Raw genomic sequence first — 20,579 nt, 5'->3', positions numbered from 1 at the left:
GCGCTCATGATCAGGGACCTCTTGCCGATTATCGCGGCCGTCAGCGTTTTCCTCGCCCTTGGTGCCGGGGTCCTCGCCATGGCCGCGGTCGGAATCGGCGGCGACGACGGCCGCCATCGCCGCCTCGAAGCGCTCAAACGGCGCTGGCCCGGCTTCACGGCGCCCGAAATTTCGGAGAGCATCAAGCGCGACGGTCGCGACAGCTCGATCGCGCGCCTCGACCGGCTGATCAAGCGACTCCTGCCGCAGCCCGAGAAACTGCGCCGGCGGCTGCGCATGACCGGTCGGCCGATCCGTCTCGGTCCTTATCTGCTGGCCAACGGGCTTCTGGCGGTGAGTGCCGCCTGGCTCCTTAACCAGGTCATGCCGCTGCCGTGGCTGGTCAACAGCTTCGCCGGGATCCTCGCCGGGCTTGGGCTGCCGTGGTTCATCGTGGGCTGGATGATTTCGCGACGGCTCGGCAAGTTCAACGCGCAGTTTCCGGACGCTATCGATCTCATCGTGCGCGGCTTGCGCTCGGGTCTGCCGGTAAGCGAGGCGATCAAGTCAGTGGGCGAGGAAATGGCCGATCCGGTGGGTGTCGAATTCCGCGGCATATCGGAAGTCATGCGGATCGGGCGCACGCTTGAGGAAGGTCTTTGGGAGGCGGCGGCGCGTTTCAATACGGCCGATTTCAAATTCTTCGTGGTCACGCTGTCGATCCAGAAGGAAACCGGCGGCAATCTGGCCGAGACGTTGGGCCATCTCTCCGATCTCCTGCGCAAGCGGCGGCAGATGAAGCTGAAGATCCGGGCCATGAGCTCTGAGGCGCGGGCGAGCGCCTACATCCTGGGTGGGCTGCCGTTCATCATGTTTGCGATTATTTTCACGCTCAACCAGGGCTATGCAATGAGCCTCTTCACCGATCCGCGGGGGATGATTCTTATCGGCTTCGGCGCCCTGATGATGCTGATGGGCGCCGGCGTCATGGCAAAAATGGTGAGATTCGAAATATGATCGAGACGCTGTTGCCCTTTGGCCTGGACCAGGCGGATGCGCTGGCCATTCTGACCGGGGCCATGGCCTTCCTGACGGTCGTTGCGATCTGGCGCGCGCTTTTGCCGGAAAGCGAATACGGCCAGCGCATCAGTGCCCTGATCGACCGGCGCGAGCGCCTGCGGCACGCCATGGCCGAGCCCCGACGGCGCGTGGCGCTGGTGGACCGCACGAAATTCATGGAACGGGTGGTTCGGCAGTTCAACCTGCTGCGCACGCGCGAGGCGGAGAGGACGCGCCTCAAGCTGGCTCAGGCCGGCTGGCGATCGGAGCAGGGGCTGGTACGCTATCTGTTCGCGCGACTTTCCCTGCCGCTGCTCGTCGGGCTGTTCGTAATCCTGACATTATTTGCCTCGGGCCCGTACGAGACGAGCGTCACGACACGCCTTCTGATCGCCGCTCTGCTGGTGGTGGCCGGGGCTTATGCACCGGAGCTGTTCGTGCGCAATGCGATCAGCAAGCGCTGGTCGAAAATCCGAAAGGGTCTGCCAGATGCGCTTGATCTCATGGTGATCTGCGCCGAGGCGGGGCTGTCGCTCGATGCGACCTTTACGCGGGTCGCGCGGGAAATGCGCCAGGCTGCGCCCGAAGTATCGGACGAACTGGATGTGACTGCGATCGAGCTCGGCTTTCTGCCTCGGCGCAGGCAGGCCTTGGACAATCTCGGACGCCGCGTCGATATTCCTGAGATGCGAAGCCTCACAAACGCACTGTTGCAGACGGAAAAATACGGTACGCCGCTGGCACGCGCGCTTCGGGTGCTGGCAGCCGAATATCGAGATCAGCGCTTGCTGCGCGCCGAGGAGAAAGCCGCCCGCCTGCCGGCGACCATGACCGTGCCGATGATTATCTTCATCCTGCCGACGCTTTTCGTCGTCCTGATCGGACCCGCGGTCCTGCGCACGATGGACGCATTGCGCGCACTTTAGTCGCCCGCCGACAAAAACGCCCTTCTACCCGGCCAAAAAATAGCTAAGATGCCGCGCAGAACAGGGGTCGCCGGAAATCGGCGAAGCGCATCGGAACGGGGGCGGTCTTGGTCGCATTCCTCAAGGCAGCAATTCCTGGCCGAGGCCGTCACTGCCCGGCGGCCGCGATCGCCATAACCCTGCTTCTTTCGGCTTTCGCCCCGGCCCGGGCGGCCGATCCGTACCGGCCCGGAGACGAGCCGCTTTTCGGGTTCGTCTCTGAAGTCCGGCTCGGGTACGCGTTCCACGACGCCGGCGTTTTCGGGCGTGAGAAGGAAGACGGGGAGGATGTCAACGCCGAGATCGTTTTCGTCAGCCCCGATTTTCTCGAGATTCTCTGGTCACCCCGCCCGCATATCGGTGTGCACATCAACAATGCCGGCGATACCAGCCAGCTTTATGGCGGTCTCACCTGGGACTGGTGGTTCTGGGATGACGTGTTCGTGCTGTTTCATTTCGGCCTGTCGGGCCATAACGGCGAAACCGCCGCGCCCGGACGTGTCGACAAGAAAGAGCTGGGTACGGAGGTATTGTTCCGCGAAGGGCTTGAGCTGGGCTGGAACTTCTACAAGAAGGACAGCATCTCGGTCTTTCTCGACCACGTGTCGCAGGGAAATTTCTTCAACGACGAGAACGAGGGCCTGGATACGTTCGGCCTTCGATACAGCTACCGCTTCTAGCGCGGGCGTCAGTTTTTCGGCTTCGAACCTTTCTCGACGTCTTCGATCGCCTGCCGGTAGCCCTCTTCACGCTTCCAGCGCCTGACGACGCTTAGCGCCGCATCGGGCTTGATCTTGTCGTAAAAGGACAGGACCTTCTGCAGTTCGTGCGGATCCACCGTCTTGTCACCCGGCCGCGCCCGACGGCTGAGCAGGAAAATGCTGGCGAAATCGCTTTTGGGCACTTCCTGCGAGCGACAGGCCACCGCCAGACTCTCGCCCCCGGTTTCGTAAATCACCCGTCGGGCCATTTCGGTATCGATGTTGGCCATCTGGCTGAACAGGGATTCGAAAAGCGGCACCTCACCCCGGCGCAGCACATCGATCAGCATCTGGGCGGTGATCTTCTTTTCCCGGGCGATCTGCCGCGCCAGTACGTCTTCGCTTCTTTCGTTCTTGGCCTGTTTTTCGACCTGGCGGACTTCTTCGGCGACAGTTTCATCCAAAATGTCGTCGAGTTCCGCCTCGTCGATCCGGTGCTGTTCCAGCAGGTGCTTGCGCAGCGCGGCCGAGACCCAGAAAACCATGCGCTTGGCAAGTTCCGTGGGCAGATCCTCGCGCCGGACAAGAGGTTCCTGGAATTCGTTGACCCGCCGGGACTGGTTGACCAGATATTCCATCGTGCTGCGGGCGATCCGGGCGCTGCTATTTTCAAGCAATGTCTTGATGACGTTCGTATTCTCGGTCTCGACCAGGGCATCCGAGACGATCTCGCTGACCTGGGTGCGCATCGCGATCGAAAGCTGATGCTGCAGCGAACGGTGATGGATGATGTCGATCAATTCCTGATCGCGGAGCACGCCGCTTTCGAGAAGTATCGGGCGCGCCACGTCGATCTCGTCGTTCGCGAGCTTGAGAACGAGATCGTGCGGCGCATTGGGCAGTTTCGCGAAACGCTCCGCCAGAGTGTGACGCACGGTCATTTCGACATCGTGGATCAGCTGGTCCAGGATGTCGGTCATGAGGGCGCGTTCGCGGTCCGAGAGATTCAAATCGCTCTCGACATAGAGATCGCCGACGGTCGTGGCCAGGCGCGTACGCCCCTCCACACTTCGGTCGCGAGCCATTTGTAAGAGCTCCTCTAACTCCATATCCTGAAACCGCGGCACGGCCCCCGCTCCTATGTAGAGGAGTTGCTGGTGAATTACGAACAAAGCTTCCCGCCGCCGGCCGTGGCAGGGAAGTCCCGGCCGCAAAATCCGACAGCGAGTCCGAGCTTCGCCGGTCCGCGGTTACCATCGCGTTAAGGCTGCACGCGTCCGAAAAAAATTTATGGTGCGGAATCCGTGCCTTAACTCGAAACGCGAGAATTCTGGCGATATTTATGCTGTTTACCAATGCGTGCAGAAAGGCCGCAAATTTTTTTTTCTCGCCATTAACGTCCCGTTAGACGTGGCCAGGCTAGCCTCCGCTCGCCCCGGCCTTTCCCCTCGTGGAAGGGCCGGTCCGGCCGACCGAGGGTGCCGCCCGCCTATGGATGTGACGAACGCCAGTTTTCTCGCCCAGACACTCGGCGGTCCCCGCCGGGCCTCGGCCCAGGCCGCACCGGCGCAGACCGGTCCGGCGGCGAATAGCGGAAAAATGCCGGGCGCGACCACGCCGGCCGCCGCGACTTCCACGGTCTCCGGCGCAACCCATCTGCCGATGGGCGTGGCGCCCGCCAACTCTTCCCAGGGGGTCCAGCCGTCATCCGATGCGGCGCCGACCGTGCCCGATCCGTCCCGTCCCCTGCCCCCCGGCAGCCTGATCGACATCCGCGTCTGAGATCGGCCGTCCGCCGGCCCAGCTAGTCGGCGCCCGGCCGCCCGGCCGGCTTGCGCTGATGGCGCAGGATCAGGGGCGTTTGCAGCATGGCGAAAATGAACGCGGCCGGCAGCAGGCCGAATACCTTGAAGCTTACCCAGTCATCGGTGCCGAGCGTGCGCCAGGCGATCTCGTTGGCAATGGCAAGGGCGATGAAAAACAGGGCCCAGCGCCGGGTCAGCTTGAGCCATCCCGTCTGGGTCAGGTCGAGCGAATCGCCAAACAAGGGCCGCAGCAGGGGCCGGCCCATGGCCAGCCCGCCCAGGAGAATCGCGGCAAAAATCCCGTTCACGATGGTGGGCTTGAGCTTGATGAAAATCTCATCCTCAAGCACCACGGTCAGCCCGCCGAACACAAGGACCACGATCGTGGCGATCAGTGGCATGAGGGCGAGCCGGCGCTCGCGCCAATAGATGATGGCGAGGGAGAGAGTGGTGGCGAGCACGAACACGGCGGTCGCGGGAATGATCCCGTGCTCGCCATTGATATAGAAGAAGAGAAGCAACGGCGAGAGTTCGACAACAAAGCGAAAGAGTCCGCCCTGCTTTGCTCCCGGCGGCTTTCCGGATGCTTGCGGTTGTGGCGTTCCGGTGTTCTCGGGCTTGTCGGTCATGCGTCATCCAGATCAAGAAGGCCACGGGCGAAGGCGCGGGCCTCGAATGGGCGCAGGTCGTCCACCCCCTCCCCGACGCCGATGGCGTGCACCGGCAGACCGAAGCGCCGGGCAAGTCCGACCAGGACCCCGCCCTTGGCGCTGCCGTCGAGTTTGGTGAGGGCGAGACCCGTCACGTCCACCATTTCGCGAAAAATTTCCACCTGACTATGGGCGTTCTGCCCTGTCGTGGCGTCGAGCACAAGCAGTACCGCATGGGGCGCCGTTTCGTCCTGCTTTTGCAGCACGCGGCGAATTTTCTGCAGTTCGGCCATCAGGTCGGCCCGGTTCTGCAGCCGGCCGGCGGTATCGATCAGCAGCACGTCGGTCCCATCCGCGCGCGCTTCCTGGAGTGACTGGTAGGCCAGCCCCGAAGCATCGCTGCCCGGCGGCGCGCTCAGTACCTGGGCCCCAGCCCGCTCGCCCCAAAGCATGAGCTGTTCGCTCGCGGCCGCACGGAACGTGTCGCAGGCGGCGATCTTTACTTTCTGTCCCGCTTCACCAAAGAGATGGGCCAGCTTGCCGACGCTGGTGGTCTTGCCGCTGCCGTTGACACCGACCACCAGGATGACGAAAGGGCGGTGGCCGGCCGGGACATCCAGTGAGACCGCCACCGGCTCGACGATCCCGGCGATCTCATCGGCCAGCGCCTCGCGCACATTGCGGGCCGTGTCGGCCGCGTCCGCGCCCGCGAGGCCGTTCAGTCGCGCAATCTTCTCGCGCAAGGCCATCGCCGTCTCGGGACCGAGATCGGCCTCGATCAGGAGGTCTTCGAGCGCATCGAGTGTCCTGTCGTCGACCCGGCCGCTGGCGAAAACCTGCCCGATCCCGTCGGCCAGCCTGGACGAGCTTCGCCGCAACCCCTGGCGCAGGCGCTTGAACCACGATCCCCGCCCGGCTGTGGAAGGCGCCTCGGTCATCACGCGCCGGCTACGGCCTGAAGCACGGTTTCCTTGCCCCGTCCCGCCACGCCGGTGACCCGGGCCGTGCGGATAGCGCCCACGCTTTCCGGGCCGAGGCCCGCGATCTCGATGGGCGCAAAATAGGCGGTGTGACCCAGGGCGACGGTGCCTTCGGGCGTCGTCTCGATTTTTTCCACCAGCACCTCTTCGCGTATCGCCACGCGCGAGGCGAGATAGGCCGCGCGGCGCGCCCGGCCGGAGTCCCGGAGCCGGGCCGCCCGGTCCCGCCGGATCTCGGCGGGCAGTTGCGGCATGCGTTCGGCCGGCGTGAAGGGGCGGGGCGAATAGGGGAAGACATGAAGGAACGTGAGGTCGACCTCGTCCACGAGATTGCAGGTATTGCGAAACATCTTTTCGGTTTCGGTCGGAAATCCGGCGATCAGGTCCGCGCCCAGCACGATATCCGGGCGCGCCTGCCGCAAGCGGTCGCAGAAGCGGGTGACATCGGCGCGTGAGTGACGGCGCTTCATGCGCTTGAGGATCATATCGTCGCCCGCCTGCAGGCTGATATGCAGATGGGGCATGAGCCGGGGCTCGTTCGCCACAAGATCGAAGAGTTCGTCGTCCATCTCCGCCGGATCGAGAGATGACAGGCGCAGCCGCTCGATCCCCGGGACCGAGTTGAGCACCCGGCGCACCATCTGGCCCAACCGGGGCTGACCCGGCAGATCGCCGCCGTAAGAGGTGATATCCACGCCGGTCAGCACGACCTCGCGATAGCCCTCCCCGACAAGAAGCCGCAATTGTCTCGCGATATCACCCATGGGAACGCTTCGACTGTTCCCGCGGCCATAGGGAATGACGCAAAAGGTGCAGCGGTGATCGCAGCCATTCTGGACCTGGACGAAGGCGCGCGTGTGATTCTCGAAGCCGGTCACGAGATGCGGCGCCGTTTCCGTCACGGTCATGATATCGGCGACGCGAACGCGGGGCGCATTTTCGTCGTCGCTGCCAAAGACGAAGCTTTCGGGCTTCATTTTCTCGTCGTTGCCGAGAACGCGATCCACTTCCGCCATGGATGCGAACTTGCCGGGCGAAATCTGGGCGGCGCAGCCCGCCACGATGATCCGGGCCCGGGGCCGCTCGCGCCGGAGACGCCGGATGGTCTGGCGGGCCTGGCGTTCCGCCTCGCCGGTCACGGCGCAGGTATTGACGATAATCGCGTCGTCCAGCCCCGCTTCCCCGGCGAGATCGCGCATGACCTCGGACTCGTAGGTATTGAGACGGCAGCCAAGGGTAATGATCTCGGGAGCGCTCATGGTGTCTCCGTCCCTGCCTGAAGCGCCGCCCCGAGGGTGCCCGTAAACGACAGCGCGGCCGGCCCGGTCATCAGGACATGATCGCGCTCGTCCGTCTCGACCCAGAGCGTGCCGCCATCGAGGGTTATCTCGATCCTGCCCCGGGCCAGCCCCCGGCGCCTTGCGGCCACCGCCGCGGCCGAGGCGCCCGTGCCGCAGGCCAGTGTGAGGCCGGCGCCCCGCTCCCAGACGCGAAGCCGCATCCGGTCCTTGCCCGTGATCTGGGCCACGCCGATATTGGCGCGCTCGGGGAACAGGGGATCGTTCTCGAGCCGGGGGCCGAGGTGCGCGAGATCGACCGCCGCCACGTCGTCGACGAAAAAAACCGCATGCGGATTGCCCATGCTGACAGCGACACCGTCGCGCAACCCGTCCGCCGCAAGCGGCAGGTGCAGCGTGTCGACATCGGAAGAGAGCGGGATTTCCCGCCACCCGGTCCGGGCGACGCCCATATCGACGGTGATGAATTTGTCGCCGAAGGCTGCCGGGAAGGCCGCCAAAAGACCGGCGCCCGTTTCTATGGTGACGTGGCCGTCCTGTCCTGCCCGCTCCTCGAACAGGAGCCGGGCGACGCAGCGCGTGGCGTTGCCGCAGGCCATCACTTCCGAACCGTCGGCATTGAAGATGCGCATGGCCACTTGGGCGCCGGTCTCCGTCGCCGGGAACAGAGCAATCACCTGGTCGCAGCCGATCCCGAAATGGCGGTCGGCCAGCCGCCGCGCGCCCGCTTGCGTCAGGGCAAGGCCGCCCGCCCTGCCGTCCAGAATGACGAAATCGTTGCCGAGCCCGTGCATCTTCCAGAAGCGGGTTGGGCCGGCCGAAGCCGGGGGCGGGGGCTGGCGGTCGAGATCGGCCATCATGTCGGCCTTATAGGGCCGCGATGGGGGAAAATCCAATTCTGTCTGCTTTCCGGCGCTCCCGTCAAAAAAACCCCGCCTGCCGGTCGGGGGGCGCCAGCAGGCGGGGTTCCTTTGGGTGACCCGGGAGTGAGGGAGAACCTCATGGGCTGGGAGGAGGAGGACCCCCCGGGTCGCTGAAAGACACGATACTAGGCGCCGGTCAAATTATAATCATGAGTTTTATCAATTTATTGCTGCCCATAAATTGACAATAAAGGGGGTAAATGGTTGGAATCCTTCAAATCTTAATTTGGAACGATAGATCGGTAACGCGTCCCGTCCTGGCCCGACGGGGTTCCGGGGTTTGCTTGACGCCGCCCCGGCTTGCGCCTAAAACCCCGGCATCTTCCGACTGACAGGGTGTTCCCTGCCTCCGAGGAGGTCCGCCGGTCCGCGCGTTGCGCGCACCGGCGCCCTCGGCGTTTGCGCGGTGACAGCCGGTGGCGGCGGAGACCATCCGGATGAGAAGGATCGAGGGGAGCCGAAGGGCCCGTGTTTGACAGTCTCACAGACCGCTTGGGCGAGGTTTTCGGCAAGCTGACCCGCCGCGGGCGCTTGTCGGAGAGCGATGTCACGAGCGCGCTGCGCGAAATCCGCGTGGCGCTGCTCGAGGCCGACGTCGCGCTGCCCGTGGTCAAGGCGCTGATCGAGGATGTGCGCGAGAAGGCGGTCGGCGAGGATGTGCTGCGGTCGGTCACGCCGGGACAGATGGTCATCAAGCTGGTGCACGATCAGCTTGTCGCGATGCTGGGCGCCGAGGCGGCGGCGATCAATCTTCGGGCCAATCCGCCGGTTGCGATCCTCATGGTCGGCCTGCAGGGCTCGGGCAAGACGACGACGACGGCCAAGCTCGCCAGGCGGTTGAGCGAGAGCGAGCGCAAAAAAGTGCTCATGGCCTCGCTCGACGTTTACCGCCCGGCCGCTCAGGAACAGCTCAAGACTCTTGGTCAGCAAACCGGTATCGCCACGCTTCCCATCGTCGCGGGCGAAATGCCGCTCGCGATCGCGCGCCGTGCGATGGAAGCCGGCCGGCTTCAGGGTTTCGATGTGGTGCTTCTCGACACGGCCGGCCGGCTCGCAATCGACGAAAACCTCATGAACGAGCTCGAACAGGTCAAGGCGACGACCTCGCCTGCCGAGACGCTGCTTGTGGCGGATTCCATGACCGGCCAGGACGCTGTCGCCACGGCCAGGACATTCAACGAACGCGTCGGCCTTAGCGGCATTGTGCTGACCCGTGTGGATGGTGACGCACGGGGCGGCGCGGCGCTGTCCATGCGCTGGGTTACAGGGCAGCCGATCAAGTTTCTCGGCACGGGCGAGAAAACCGATGCGCTCGAAGTCTTCCATCCGGACCGGATCGCGGGCCGCATCCTCGGCCAGGGGGATGTCGTCAGCCTGGTGGAAAAAGCGTCCCAGTCGGTCACTCAGGAAGAGGCCGAGAGGATCGCGCGCAAGGCAACCAAGGGGCGCATGGATCTCGACGATTTTCTTCAGCAGTTGCGCCAGGTTCAGAAAATGGGCGGCCTCTCGGGGGTGCTGAAAATGCTGCCCGGCGCGGGCAGTCTCAAGAAGCAGATGCCGGGCGGTCTCGACGAGGCGGCGCTCAGGCGCCAGGAAGCGATCATCCAGTCGATGACCAGGGATGAGCGCCGTCGCCCCGGCCTGATCAAGGCCTCGCGCAAGAAACGTATCGCCGCCGGCTCCGGCACGTCGGTGCAGGACGTCAACAAGCTTCTCAAGCAGTTCGACCAGATGAACACGATGATGAAGCGCGTCGGCAAGATGAGCAAGAAAGGTCAGTTGCCTCCGGGCGATCTGCCGGGCCTGCCGCCCGGCTTGCTGGGCCGGTAGCCGGGGACGAGTGACCCGGTTTTCGAATTGGACGGGATTTAAAATCAGAAAGGACACGTAACAGAATGGCACTTCGAATCAGACTGTCCCGGGGCGGCGCGAAGAAACGCCCCTTTTACCGCATCGTCGTTACCGAAGGGTCGTCGCCGCGCGACGGGCGCTTCATCGAACGCCTCGGCCATTACAACCCCATGGTTCCCAAGGACCATCCGGATCGGGTCCTGCTGAAAAGCGAGCGGATCCAGCATTGGCTGAGCCAGGGGGCCACGCCGAGCGACCGGGTCGCCAAGTTTCTTGCCGCCGCGGATATCATCGAGGCCCGGCCGATCCCGGAACAGACCAAGAAGAGCAAGCCGCGCCCCAAGACGCTGGAGCGGATGCAGGCACGCGACGAGGCGGCAAAGGCCAAGCTCGAAGCCGCTGCCGTGGCCGACCAGAGCGCTGCGGGCGCGGCCCCTGCGGAAGCGGCGGCAGAGGAAGAGGCTCCGGCCGAAGCCGCGCCGGCGGACGAGGCCAGCGGGTCGGGCGAGTCGGAAGATGGCGGGGCCAAGACCGAGGGCTAGCTCATGACCGGTGATCCGGATCCGGGCGGGTTGATCGCCCTGGGCGAGATCACGGGTGCGCATGGTGTGCGAGGCCAGGTGAAGATCCGGAGCTTCACCGCCGAGCCGTCGAGCATCGCGGCCTATGGCCCGGTTCAGGACGGGCGGGGCCGGCAATTCACGATCACGGTGACCGGCCAGCGGGGCGGCAGCGTGGTCGCCACGCTCGATGGCGTGACCGACCGGGACGGTGCGGCTGCCCTCCAGGGCGAACGGCTTTACGTCGCCCGCGCGGCGCTGCCAACGCCGATGGCGGAGGACGAATTCTACCACGCCGATCTGGTGGGGCTCCGGGTCGAGGCGCCTGACGGCACCGTGTTCGGCGAAATCGTGGCGATCCACGATTTCGGCGCGGGCGACGTCCTGGAAATCGGGCCGCCCCCCGAAGGCGGCGGTCCGGCGCGCAAGTCCGGCTCGGTGCTGGTGCCCTTTACGCGCCAAGCGGTGCCGGGGGTGGAAATCGGCCGGGGCCGGGTGGTGATCGATCCGGATGCGGCCGGGCTCGGGCGCGGCTCAACGGCGGAAAGGCGGCGCCATGACGAATGAGAGCGGATCAGCGCAGGCGCGGGGCGCGGTGCCGGGGGGGACCGCCTGGCGGGCCCGGGTCCTGACCCTTTTCCCCGCCATGTTTCCGGGTCCGCTCGGCCAGAGCCTGGCCGGCCGGGCGCTTGAGAACGGGATTTGGACGCTTGAAACGGTGGACATTCGGGATTTTGCGCGCGATAAACACGCCACCGTCGATGACGCCCCCTTCGGGGGCGGGCCGGGCATGGTCCTGAGACCCGATGTCATCGACCGGGCACTCTCGTCGGCCAGCGGCGATCACGCCGAAGCCGGCCCGCTGATCTTCCTGACGCCCCGCGGGCGCCGGCTGACACAGGGCCGCGTTCGCGAGCTGGCGGCCGGGCCCGGGGCCACACTGCTCTGTGGCCGGTTCGAGGGGGTCGATCAGCGGGTGCTCGACAAGACGGGTGCCGAGGAGATCAGTCTCGGCGACTACGTCCTGTCGGGTGGCGAGCCGGCGGCGGTGTGTTTGCTCGATGCCTGCATTCGGCTGCTGCCGGGGGTGATGGGGCAGGCGGACTCGCTGAACGAGGAGAGTTTCGAGCGGGGGTTGCTGGAATACCCCCATTACACCAGACCCCAGGTCTGGGAAGGGCGTGAGGTGCCGGCGGTGCTGCTGTCCGGGCATCACGAAGAGATCAAAGGCTGGCGGCTGGCGCAGTCCGAACGGATCACGCGAGAGCGCCGGCCGGACTTATGGAGCCGTTATCAGGAAAGGGCCCAGCCGGGCCGTCCGAAAACGGGAAAGATGCGGGAACAAGGTCATGAACACGATTGAACAAATTGAACGCGAGCAGATTGCCCAACTGACACGGGACAAGACCATTCCCGATTTCCACCCGGGTGACACGGTGCGCGTGAACGTTCGCGTGGTCGAGGGTACCCGCGAGCGCGTTCAGGCCTTCGAGGGCGTGGTTATCGGCCGCAAGAACGCCGGTCTGAATTCGTCCTTCACCGTGCGCAAGATCTCCTATGGTGAAGGGGTCGAGCGCGTGTTCCCGCTCTATTCGCCGCGACTGGACAGTATCGAACTGGTCCGCAGCGGCCGTGTGCGCCGGGCCAAGCTTTATTATCTGCGGGGCCGGACGGGCAAGCGTGCCCGCATCGTGGAGCGCGCCCGGGCGCGCGCCGGAGTGGATGCCGATTTATCCGGTCTTGAAGGCGCCGTGGCGAGCGCGGCCGATCTGCCGGCCGGCGCCGCTGCGGAGGCGGTCGAGGCCCGGGTCGAGGGAACCGGCGCTGACGAGGCGGCGGCGAAAAAAGACTAATCCCCCGCTGTCGACTGTCGCGCCCCGCCATCACCATCCAGAACCGGGAAGAGACCGATGACAGCACCTCGCACATTGTTCGACAAGATATGGGACAGCCACGTCGCCTATGAGGGCAAGGACGACGAGCCTTCGCTCCTGTATGTGGACCTGCATCTCGTGCACGAAGTCACAAGCCCGCAGGCCTTCGAGGGCCTGCGTCTCGCCGGGCGCAAACCCCGAATGCCCGGCAAGACGGTCGCGGTCCCCGATCATAACGTGCCGACCGATCCCGACCGGTCCGTCATCAAGGACGAGAATTCCCGCATTCAGCTCGAGGCGCTCGAGCGCAACACGCAGGAATTTGGCATTCCCTATATACCGCTCAGCGATATCCGGCAGGGCATTGTGCATATCATCGGGCCCGAACAGGGACTGACCCAGCCCGGCATGACGATCGTCTGTGGCGACAGCCATACCGCCACTCACGGGGCTTTCGGCGCGCTCGCCTTCGGCATCGGCACGAGCGAGGTGGAACATGTGCTGGCAACCCAGACGCTTCGCCAGCGGCGACCCAAAAACATGCGGATTACGGTCGACGGCATTTTGCCCAAGGGCGTCACGGCCAAGGACGTGATCCTCGCCATCATCGGCAAGATCGGCACGGCCGGTGGGACCGGCCATGTGATCGAGTTCGCGGGTGAGGCTATTCGCAATCTTTCCATGGAAGGGCGGATGACGGTCTGCAATATGACCATTGAGGCCGGCGCCCGTGCCGGGCTGATCGCTCCTGACGAGGTCACATACAATTATATGAAGGGCCGTCCTTACGCGCCCAAGGGCGGGGCGTGGGAACAGGCGATGGCCTGGTGGCAGACGTTGCCGTCCGATCCCGGGGCCGCCTATGACCGGGAGGTGACGTTGCGCGCCGAGGAGATCGAGCCGCTCGTGACCTGGGGGACCAGCCCCGAAACGGTGATCCGGATCTCCGACCGGGTGCCTGATCCCGCGGCCGAAAGTGATCCGGACCGCCAGCGCCAAATGGCCCATATGCTTGACTATATGGGGCTCGAGCCGGGCACGCCCATCAAGGATGTCCCGGTCGATTATGTTTTCGTGGGCTCCTGCACCAATGGCCGGATCGAGGATATTCGCGAGGTGGCGCGGATCGCCAGGGGGCGCAAGGTGGCCCCGGGGGTGCGCGCGCTGGTGGTGCCGGGCTCGGGCCTCGTGAAGCACCAGGCGGAGGAGGAAGGGCTCGACAGGGTTCTTCTGGATGCGGGGTTCGAATGGCGCGAGCCGGGCTGCTCCATGTGTCTCGCCATGAACCCCGACAAGCTGCCGCGCGGCAAGCGCAGCGCCTCCACCTCCAACCGGAATTTCGAAGGCCGCCAGGGCCCCGGCGGACGCACACACCTGGTCAGCCCCGCGATGGCGGCGGCGGCGGCGGTGACGGGCACGTTCACCGACGCCCGCGAGTTCGATTGATTGCGAGCGGGAGAGCAACATGGAAAAGTTTGAGAAACTGACCGGCATCGCCGCGCCATTACCGATCAGCAACATCGATACGGATCAGATCATTCCGGCCGAATACCTCAAAGTGGTGACACGCCAGGGGCTGGGCACGCATGCGTTCGAAGCGCTGCGCTATAACGAGGACGGATCGGAGCGTGCCGACTTCCCGCTCAATCAGGAACCCTACCGGCATGCGAAGATTCTGGTGACCGGGCATAATTTCGGCTGCGGATCCTCGCGCGAGCACGCGCCCTGGGCACTCAAGGATTTCGGCATTCGCGCCGTCATCAGCACCGGGTTTGCCGACATCTTCTACAATAACTGCTTCAAGAACGGCATGTTGCCGATCCAGCTTCCGAAAGAACAGGTCGACCTGCTGATGGGCGACGCCAAATCGGGCGCCGAAATCACGATCGACCTCGAAAACCGGCGTATCATCCGGCCCAACCAGGCGGGGACGATCCAATTCGAAATCGAATCCTCGCGCAGGGAAGCGTTGCTGGAGGGTTTGGACGAGATCGGCGCAAGCCTCGCGCATGAGGCCGAAATCACGGCTTACGAGGAAGGGGCCAGGGTGGAGCGCCCCTGGCTCTGGGCGTCCTGAAACGAAGGGCGCTGGCGGTCAATTCAGGGGGAAAGGGGCAGGCTGAGGCATGTCGAACGCATACAACATACTGATGCTGGCGGGTGACGGGATAGGACCCGAAGTCATGGGTCAGGTAAAGCGGCTCATGGACTGGTTCGAGAATCGCCGCGGCCTCCGGTTCGATGTGACCGAAGCGCTTGCCGGGGGCATATGTATCGACCGGCACGATATGCCCATTCTGGACGAGACCATGGCGGCGGCAAAGGCCGCCGATGCGGTGATGCTGGGCGCCGTGGGCGGCCCCAAATGGGACGGGCTGCCTTTTGACAAACGTCCGGAGCGGGCGCTTCTGCGCCTGCGCAAGGATCTGGAGCTCTTCGCCAATCTGCGTCCGGCCTATGTCTTCGCGCCGCTGGCCGCCGCCTCCAGCCTGAAAGACGAACTCGTCTCCGGGCTCGATATCATGATCGTCCGCGAGCTGACGGGCGGCGTCTATTTCGGGACGCCGCGCGGCATCGAGGATCTGCCCAATGGCGAGCAGCGTGGCGTGAATACGCAAGTCTACACGACGAGCGAGATCCAGCGCATCGCGCGGGTCGCCTTCGACCTCGCGCGCAAACGAAAGGGGCGCGTGTCGTCGGCGGAAAAATCCAATGTCATGGAATCTGGGCAGCTCTGGCGTCAGGTGGTGCAGCAGGTGCATGACGAGGAAGGGTATGACGACATCGAGCTCAGTCACATCCTTGCCGATAACTGCGCCATGCAGCTCGTCCGCCAGCCAAAGCAGTTTGACGTGATTGTGACCGATAACCTTTTTGGCGATCTTCTATCGGATGTGGCGGCGATGCTCACGGGCTCGCTCGGGATGCTGCCCTCGGCCTCGCTCGGCAGTGCGGATGAAAGCGGCAAGGCGCCCGCGATGTACGAGCCGGTGCATGGCAGCGCGCCCGATATTGCCGGGCAGAACATCGCCAATCCGCTGGCGACGATCCTCAGCTTTTCGATGGCGCTGCGCTATTCGCTCGACCGAAGCGCCGAGGCCGACCTGCTGGAACGGGCGGTGGATCAAGTGTTGGCGAAAGGCATCCGCACCGGCGATATCATGGGATCGGGCACGGCCGACGGTCTGACGAAAGTTACCTGCTCGGGCATGGGTGACGCGCTTCTCGACGGGCTTGAAGCGGCGGCCTAGGCCACCGCTTCCGGCAGCCGTCGCAGACAGAAAAAACCGGCGGTCTCCCGCCGGTTTTTTGTTCCCGACTCCGGCCTCCCGGGGGGGCCGGTCGCCCGGTCATTTAAGGCTTTCCGATTTTCCGGGATCGCGGGAGAGGCTGATGATCGATTCGGCTTCGACTTCCACGTCACCTTCACCGAACCAGTCGGGCGTGTCCAGCTCACCATAGACAACGAGCCAGTCGCCTTCCGTGATCTGCTGACCGCCTGCCTCGTCAAACGGGTTGTAGGCAAGCTCGCTCGCATCCACCCGGATTGTCCCGAAGGAAGATTCCATCACGAATTCGCGGTCCTCGTCGACATCCGTCACCTTGCCACGAAGCCCCCAACTGCTGTCGGGCACAGTGATAACCGGCGAGACGGCGAATTGCAGGTTCTCCTCATCGGCCGCGTTGGCAAAATAATAGGTGTTCCGGTTGTGCACATAGACCGAGCCCGCCTCGATCACACGGTCCACATACCCGGTCTTGTCGATGGTCCCGTAAACCGTGACCCGGTCACCGACCAGAAGCTTGTGGATATCGGGATACCAGTCCCAGTCATCCATTTCGATGGTGGCGCGTCCGGCGCCGTAATCGACAATGAAATAGTCACCGACGGTGGTGTCGATCGTTCCCGTCAGGGAGACCCAGTCACCCTGCTGGAAACCTGAATTCTGGGCATTGGCCGGCGCGGTGGCGGCGCCAACCGTGATGGCAGCGCCGGTCACGGCAATGAAGAGGGATTTTCTGAAAACAGACATGAGTTTCTCCCTGGATTTTTGTCGAGGGGTCAAGGTCAGGTTTGTCTGCATGTCGTGCGCCAGCAACGGGCCAGCCGTCCGGGCGCAGATGCGTTTTGCAGTTCGCATGGATAAGCCTAGCAACCGCGCGCGCGCGTTCTTTAACCTGGGATAACGCGAGGCAAAAAATCTCCGGCCCGGCGCGCAATTTTTTGCGCCCGGACACCCAAAGTCCGGCTCTGTTGCGTTAGGCTTAAACCTGACGGATGGCGCAACAGAATTGAGGAGGACGCCAGATGGCAGCCAATGGTGAAAAGGACCCGGCTCTTATCCACCCTCTGTTCAAGAGCCCGGAAGACGTGGTCGCAGCCACGAATATGAGTCGGGAAGCAAAGGTGGATGTCCTGCGACGTTGGGAGTACGACCTGCGGGAAATCAAGGTGGCGGAAGAGGAAGGCATGTCGCCCGGGCGGGCACTCGACAGCAATGATCTTCTCGCCCGGGTGCACGCCGCACTGGAGAGGCTGGGCGCCGGCCCGCCGCCGGCAACGGAGGCGCCGACCAAACAGAGCGGCTAGGCCGCCGGCCTGTCCCCGTCGGTCGGCACGGCGGCCTCGAGATGCGGTTTGAGCCGCCCCGTGAACGCCAGGCCGAGCATCCGGAAATCGCTGAGAAGCGACCACACCGGGTGGCCGAATGTGGCGGGTCGGTTTTTCTCGATCCCGAAATGCCCGGTCCAGGCCAGGGCATAGCCGGCCACCGGCCCGGCCAGCACCACGCGCCAGTCGGCCAGCACGAGTCCGGCGGCGACGAGCGCGAGACCCAGGACAGATCCCAGGTAATGGAGCGCCCGGGTGCCGCGCCGCCGATGAGCGGCGAGGTAAACGCGCCAGAACTCCCGGTAACGGGTCGGTTTTGGGACCGCCTGAGCCATGGCGCCATGATACGCTGGCCCGCAGGCCCGGGCCATGCCCTTGCAATCGCCCCGGCTTCATCGTAAGCCAAGCGCTGACACGGCGCCCCCGACGAGGGCCGAAAGTCAGGAAAAGAACAGGAAAAAACAATGGGTTACAAGATTGCCGTCGTCGGCGCCACGGGCAATGTGGGCCGCGAGATACTGCAAATTCTGAAGGAACGCGATTTCCCGGTCGATGAGGTGGCCGCGCTCGCCTCACGGGGTTCCGTCGGCCGCGAGGTTTCCTTTGGCGAGGATGACGTGCTGAAGGTGCAGGATCTCGCGACGTTCGATTTCAAGGGCTGGGATATCGCCCTTTTTTCGCCGGGCGGCAAGGTCTCGGCCGAATTCGCGCCCAAGGCCGCGAAGGCGGGCTGCGTGGTGATCGATAACACCTCGCGTTTCCGCATGGAGCCCGACGTGCCGCTGGTGGTGCCCGAAGTCAACGCCAAGGCAATCGCCGCCTATACCAAGCGCAACATCATCGCCAACCCGAATTGCTCGACCATTCAGATGGTGGTGGCGCTCAAGCCGCTGCACGATCTCGCGAAGATCAGGCGGGTGGTGGTGTCCACCTATCAGTCCGTTTCGGGCGCCGGCAAGGGGGCGATGGACGAGCTCTTCAACCAGACGCGTGCGATCTACGTCAACGACCCCGTGGAGAAGGAAGAGTTCACCAAGCAGATTGCCTTCAACGTCATTCCTCATATCGATGTCTTCATGAAAGACGGGTCGACCAAGGAGGAATGGAAGATGGTGATGGAGACGAAGAAGATCCTGGATCCTGACATCGAGGTCGCGGCAACCTGCGTGCGCGTTCCCGTCTTTATCGGTCACGCCGAATCGATCAATCTGGAATTTGAAAATCCGATCTCGGCCGAGGAGGCGCGCGCCGCGCTGGCCGCGGCGCCCGGCGTGCTCGTGATCGACCGGCGCGAGGACGAGGGGTACATCACGCCGGCGGAAATCGCGGGCGAGGACCTCGTCGCCGTAAGCCGCATCCGCGAGGATCACACGGTGAAAAACGGGCTTGCGATCTGGGTGGTCGGCGACAATCTGCGCAAGGGGGCCGCGCTCAACTCGGTACAGATCGCCGAAGCACTGATCGAGCAATACCTCAAGAAGGCAGCCTGACCATGATGACGGCTGCCCGACCCCGCCGGTCCATGCTCTACATGCCGGGCTCCAACGCGCGCGCGCTCGAAAAGGGGCGTTCGCTCAAGGCGGACGCGCTGATCCTCGATCTTGAAGACGCCGTCGCGCCCGATGCCAAGGTCGAGGCGCGCCGGCTGGTGAGTGAGGCGCTCGCCGCGGGTGGGTATGGCGGGCGTGAGATCCTGGTGCGCACCAACGGCCTCAACTCGCCCTGGGGTGTTGCCGACGTGGTGGCCGCCGCCCGATCGGGCGCGCACGGTGTCCTGCTGCCCAAGGTGGAAAGCGCCGATACAGTGCGTCAGGTGGCCGCGATCCTGGCGGCCGAGGGCGCGCCGGCGGACCAGGCCATCTGGTGCATGATGGAAACGCCGCGCGGCATCCTGCATGCCGAGGAGATCGCCGATGCACCGCGCATGGGCGGCTTCGTGCTCGGCACCAGCGACCTGACCAAGGATTTGCAGGCCCATCACACGCTTGATCGGCTGCCGATGCAGGCCAGCCTCGCCATCTGCCTGCTGGCGGCGCGGGCGGCCGGGATCGCCTGCATCGACGGCGTCCATCTCGATCTTGAGGACGCGGCCGGGCTCCAATCGGCCTGCCGGCAGGGGGCGGATATGGGGTTCGACGGCAAATCGCTCATTCATCCTCGACAGATCGACGCTGCCAATGATGCCTTCCGGCCGAGCGAGGACGAACTCGTCTGGTCGCGCCGGATCATCGACGCCCACGGCGAGGCGGAGGCCAGCGGGGCGGGGGTCGTCGTCGTGGACGGGCGCCTCGTCGAGAATCTTCATGTCGAGAACGCCAAACGGATCGTCAAGCTGGCCGAACAGATCACGGCGCTGGAAAAGGCGTCCGGCTAGCGCGGGGACCGCGCGTGAAACGTTTCCCGGGCGACCGCGCGCCGCCCAGGGCGAGGCGTTGACAGGTTGGTAACCGCAGGTCTTTAGTATCGCCCCATTCGCTAGGCAGGCCGCCTCCATCGGGGCGCGGCAGGAAAACAGGAAAATATGTCCGGCACCGGCAACCAGACAGAGCGGCCCCTTTCGCCGCATTTGCAGATTTACAAACCGCAATGGACAAGCGTCTTGTCCATTACCCATCGGGCGACGGGGCTCGCCCTGGCGCTCGGCACGCTGCTGATCGTCTACTGGCTGGTCGCCGCCGCCAGCGGGCCCGAAGCATTCGCCGCCGCGCAGGCCTGCATCGGATCTTCATTGGGGCGGCTGGCGCTGTTCGGCTGGAGTGCCGCGCTCTTCTATCACCTCGCCAATGGCGTGCGGCATCTCTTCTGGGACGCGGGGCGCGGTTTCGAACTCGAAACAGCCTATCTCAGCGGGCTCGGGGTCCTGGCCGCCACTGTCATCCTGACCACCCTGGCCTGGCTGCTGGGCTACTGGGTCATGGGGGCTTTCTGATGTCATCACCGACGCGATACCGTTCGCCGCTCGCTGGCGCGCGCGGGCATGGCGCCGCGCGCAGCGGTGCCGGCCACTGGATCGCGCAGCGCGTGACGGCGCTGGCGCTCATTCCGTTGACACTCTGGTTCGTCGCCTCCGTCATCGCGCTTATCGGCGCCGATCACGCCAGCTTTTCCGCCTGGATGGCAAATCCGCTGGTGGCGGTGCCGATGGTCCTGTTCCTGCTCGCAGGCTTCTATCATGCAATGCTCGGTGTCCAGGTGGTGATCGAGGATTACATTCAGAGCGAGGGGTGGAAGACCGCTCTGGTGATCGGAATGAAATTCATTTTCGTATTCCTCGGAGGACTGGGCGTGTTCTCGGTCCTGAAAATCGCGTTTGGAGGTTAGG

General features: G+C 64.4%; 23 protein-coding genes and 1 pseudogene. 17 read left to right on the top strand and 7 right to left on the bottom strand.

Annotated features, from left to right (window positions below; translation table 11 throughout):
- Positions 1-6 precede the first annotated feature (6 nt).
- From RLQ26_05350 to RLQ26_05340, 3 genes are all read left to right on the top strand, one after another.
- The gene (locus RLQ26_05350; GenBank protein MEQ9088150.1) at positions 7-996 is read left to right on the top strand and encodes a type II secretion system F family protein; all 990 of its coding nucleotides are present in this window, start codon (positions 7-9) and stop codon (positions 994-996) included.
- Positions 993-1,964, top strand: coding sequence for a type II secretion system F family protein (locus RLQ26_05345; protein ID MEQ9088149.1), 972 nt, complete (start codon positions 993-995; stop codon positions 1,962-1,964). The genes RLQ26_05350 and RLQ26_05345 overlap by 4 nt, the downstream gene beginning before the upstream one ends.
- 107 nt (positions 1,965-2,071) lie before the next feature.
- Positions 2,072-2,683: an acyloxyacyl hydrolase gene (locus RLQ26_05340; protein MEQ9088148.1), complete on the top strand. Its 612-nt coding sequence runs from the start codon at positions 2,072-2,074 to the stop codon at positions 2,681-2,683.
- Positions 2,684-2,691: 8 nt separating this feature from the next.
- Here the strand turns inward: RLQ26_05340 and RLQ26_05335 are convergent, their stop codons facing one another.
- On the bottom strand, positions 2,692-3,789 hold the full coding sequence (locus tag RLQ26_05335; protein ID MEQ9088147.1) for a DUF2336 domain-containing protein: 1,098 nt from the start codon (positions 3,787-3,789) through the stop codon (positions 2,692-2,694).
- A gap of 406 nt (positions 3,790-4,195) precedes the next feature.
- Between RLQ26_05335 and RLQ26_05330 the strand changes: the two genes are divergently transcribed.
- Positions 4,196-4,486 (top strand): hypothetical protein, encoded by a 291-nt coding sequence (locus RLQ26_05330; protein MEQ9088146.1) that lies wholly within the window; start codon positions 4,196-4,198, stop codon positions 4,484-4,486.
- 22 nt (positions 4,487-4,508) lie between these two features.
- Here the strand turns inward: RLQ26_05330 and RLQ26_05325 are convergent, their stop codons facing one another.
- From RLQ26_05325 to dapF, 4 genes are read right to left on the bottom strand one after another with little or no spacing between them, the layout of a single operon-like run.
- A complete protein-coding gene (locus tag RLQ26_05325; GenBank protein ID MEQ9088145.1) occupies positions 4,509-5,138 on the bottom strand; it encodes a septation protein A in 630 nt (209 codons plus the stop codon).
- Positions 5,135-6,097 carry a signal recognition particle-docking protein FtsY gene (gene ftsY / locus RLQ26_05320; protein ID MEQ9088144.1) on the bottom strand — a complete coding sequence of 321 codons (963 nt, stop codon included), beginning with the start codon at positions 6,095-6,097 and terminating at the stop codon, positions 5,135-5,137. The genes RLQ26_05325 and ftsY overlap by 4 nt, the downstream gene beginning before the upstream one ends.
- The gene (gene mtaB / locus RLQ26_05315) at positions 6,097-7,398 is read right to left on the bottom strand and encodes a tRNA (N(6)-L-threonylcarbamoyladenosine(37)-C(2))-methylthiotransferase MtaB (protein MEQ9088143.1); all 1,302 of its coding nucleotides are present in this window, start codon (positions 7,396-7,398) and stop codon (positions 6,097-6,099) included. Before mtaB ends, ftsY begins: the two co-directional genes overlap by 1 nt.
- Positions 7,395-8,294, bottom strand: a complete 900-nt coding sequence (dapF, locus tag RLQ26_05310; protein MEQ9088142.1) for a diaminopimelate epimerase — start codon at positions 8,292-8,294, stop codon at positions 7,395-7,397. The genes mtaB and dapF overlap by 4 nt, the downstream gene beginning before the upstream one ends.
- Before the next feature lie 534 nt (positions 8,295-8,828).
- Between dapF and ffh the strand changes: the two genes are divergently transcribed.
- The 8 genes and pseudogenes from ffh (at position 8,829) to leuB (ending at position 15,896) form a co-directional block, all read left to right on the top strand.
- The gene (gene ffh, locus RLQ26_05305) at positions 8,829-10,190 is read left to right on the top strand and encodes a signal recognition particle protein (protein ID MEQ9088141.1); all 1,362 of its coding nucleotides are present in this window, start codon (positions 8,829-8,831) and stop codon (positions 10,188-10,190) included.
- Between the two features lie 65 nt (positions 10,191-10,255).
- A pseudogene (gene rpsP, locus RLQ26_05300) lies at positions 10,256-10,624 on the top strand (30S ribosomal protein S16).
- 132 nt (positions 10,625-10,756) lie between these two features.
- Positions 10,757-11,338 (top strand): ribosome maturation factor RimM, encoded by a 582-nt coding sequence (rimM, locus tag RLQ26_05295; GenBank protein ID MEQ9088140.1) that lies wholly within the window; start codon positions 10,757-10,759, stop codon positions 11,336-11,338.
- Positions 11,328-12,134, top strand: coding sequence for a tRNA (guanosine(37)-N1)-methyltransferase TrmD (gene trmD / locus RLQ26_05290; GenBank protein ID MEQ9088139.1), 807 nt, complete (start codon positions 11,328-11,330; stop codon positions 12,132-12,134). Before rimM ends, trmD begins: the two co-directional genes overlap by 11 nt.
- Entirely contained in the window at positions 12,121-12,624 is a 504-nt protein-coding gene (rplS, locus tag RLQ26_05285; protein MEQ9088138.1) for a 50S ribosomal protein L19, read from the top strand. Before trmD ends, rplS begins: the two co-directional genes overlap by 14 nt.
- Positions 12,625-12,681: 57 nt before the next feature.
- Positions 12,682-14,091, top strand: coding sequence for a 3-isopropylmalate dehydratase large subunit (gene leuC / locus RLQ26_05280; GenBank protein MEQ9088137.1), 1,410 nt, complete (start codon positions 12,682-12,684; stop codon positions 14,089-14,091).
- Positions 14,092-14,110: 19 nt separating this feature from the next.
- Positions 14,111-14,722 carry a 3-isopropylmalate dehydratase small subunit gene (gene leuD, locus RLQ26_05275; protein ID MEQ9088136.1) on the top strand — a complete coding sequence of 204 codons (612 nt, stop codon included), beginning with the start codon at positions 14,111-14,113 and terminating at the stop codon, positions 14,720-14,722.
- A gap of 49 nt (positions 14,723-14,771) precedes the next feature.
- Complete coding sequence (gene leuB / locus RLQ26_05270) at positions 14,772-15,896, top strand: 3-isopropylmalate dehydrogenase (protein ID MEQ9088135.1); 1,125 nt, start codon at positions 14,772-14,774, stop codon at positions 15,894-15,896.
- Between the two features lie 99 nt (positions 15,897-15,995).
- Here the strand turns inward: leuB and RLQ26_05265 are convergent, their stop codons facing one another.
- On the bottom strand, positions 15,996-16,679 hold the full coding sequence (locus RLQ26_05265; GenBank protein MEQ9088134.1) for a hypothetical protein: 684 nt from the start codon (positions 16,677-16,679) through the stop codon (positions 15,996-15,998).
- 275 nt (positions 16,680-16,954) lie between these two features.
- Here RLQ26_05265 and RLQ26_05260 point away from each other — a divergent pair, with 275 nt between their 5' ends.
- Positions 16,955-17,236, top strand: coding sequence for a hypothetical protein (locus RLQ26_05260; protein ID MEQ9088133.1), 282 nt, complete (start codon positions 16,955-16,957; stop codon positions 17,234-17,236).
- Here the strand turns inward: RLQ26_05260 and RLQ26_05255 are convergent.
- Positions 17,233-17,592, bottom strand: coding sequence for a DUF962 domain-containing protein (locus tag RLQ26_05255; GenBank protein ID MEQ9088132.1), 360 nt, complete (start codon positions 17,590-17,592; stop codon positions 17,233-17,235). The two genes, RLQ26_05260 and RLQ26_05255, sit on opposite strands and share 4 nt — an antisense overlap.
- 129 nt (positions 17,593-17,721) lie before the next feature.
- On the opposite strand from RLQ26_05255, the gene RLQ26_05250 reads away from it, so the two are divergent.
- From RLQ26_05250 to sdhD, 4 genes are all read left to right on the top strand, one after another.
- Positions 17,722-18,747, top strand: a complete 1,026-nt coding sequence (locus RLQ26_05250; protein ID MEQ9088131.1) for an aspartate-semialdehyde dehydrogenase — start codon at positions 17,722-17,724, stop codon at positions 18,745-18,747.
- A gap of 2 nt (positions 18,748-18,749) precedes the next feature.
- Positions 18,750-19,631: a CoA ester lyase gene (locus RLQ26_05245; protein ID MEQ9088130.1), complete on the top strand. Its 882-nt coding sequence runs from the start codon at positions 18,750-18,752 to the stop codon at positions 19,629-19,631.
- Positions 19,632-19,778: 147 nt separating this feature from the next.
- A complete protein-coding gene (sdhC, locus tag RLQ26_05240) occupies positions 19,779-20,186 on the top strand; it encodes a succinate dehydrogenase, cytochrome b556 subunit (GenBank protein ID MEQ9088129.1) in 408 nt (135 codons plus the stop codon).
- Positions 20,186-20,578 (top strand): succinate dehydrogenase, hydrophobic membrane anchor protein, encoded by a 393-nt coding sequence (sdhD, locus tag RLQ26_05235; GenBank protein MEQ9088128.1) that lies wholly within the window; start codon positions 20,186-20,188, stop codon positions 20,576-20,578. The genes sdhC and sdhD overlap by 1 nt, the downstream gene beginning before the upstream one ends.
- The last annotated feature ends 1 nt before the right edge of the window (position 20,579 follow it).

Source organism: Alphaproteobacteria bacterium, assembly GCA_040220875.1.
Taxonomy (GTDB): domain Bacteria; phylum Pseudomonadota; class Alphaproteobacteria; order JAVJVX01; family JAVJVX01; genus JAVJVX01.
Note: the sequence above shows the minus strand (reverse complement) of the source record. Positions and strands in the feature narration are given on the sequence as shown.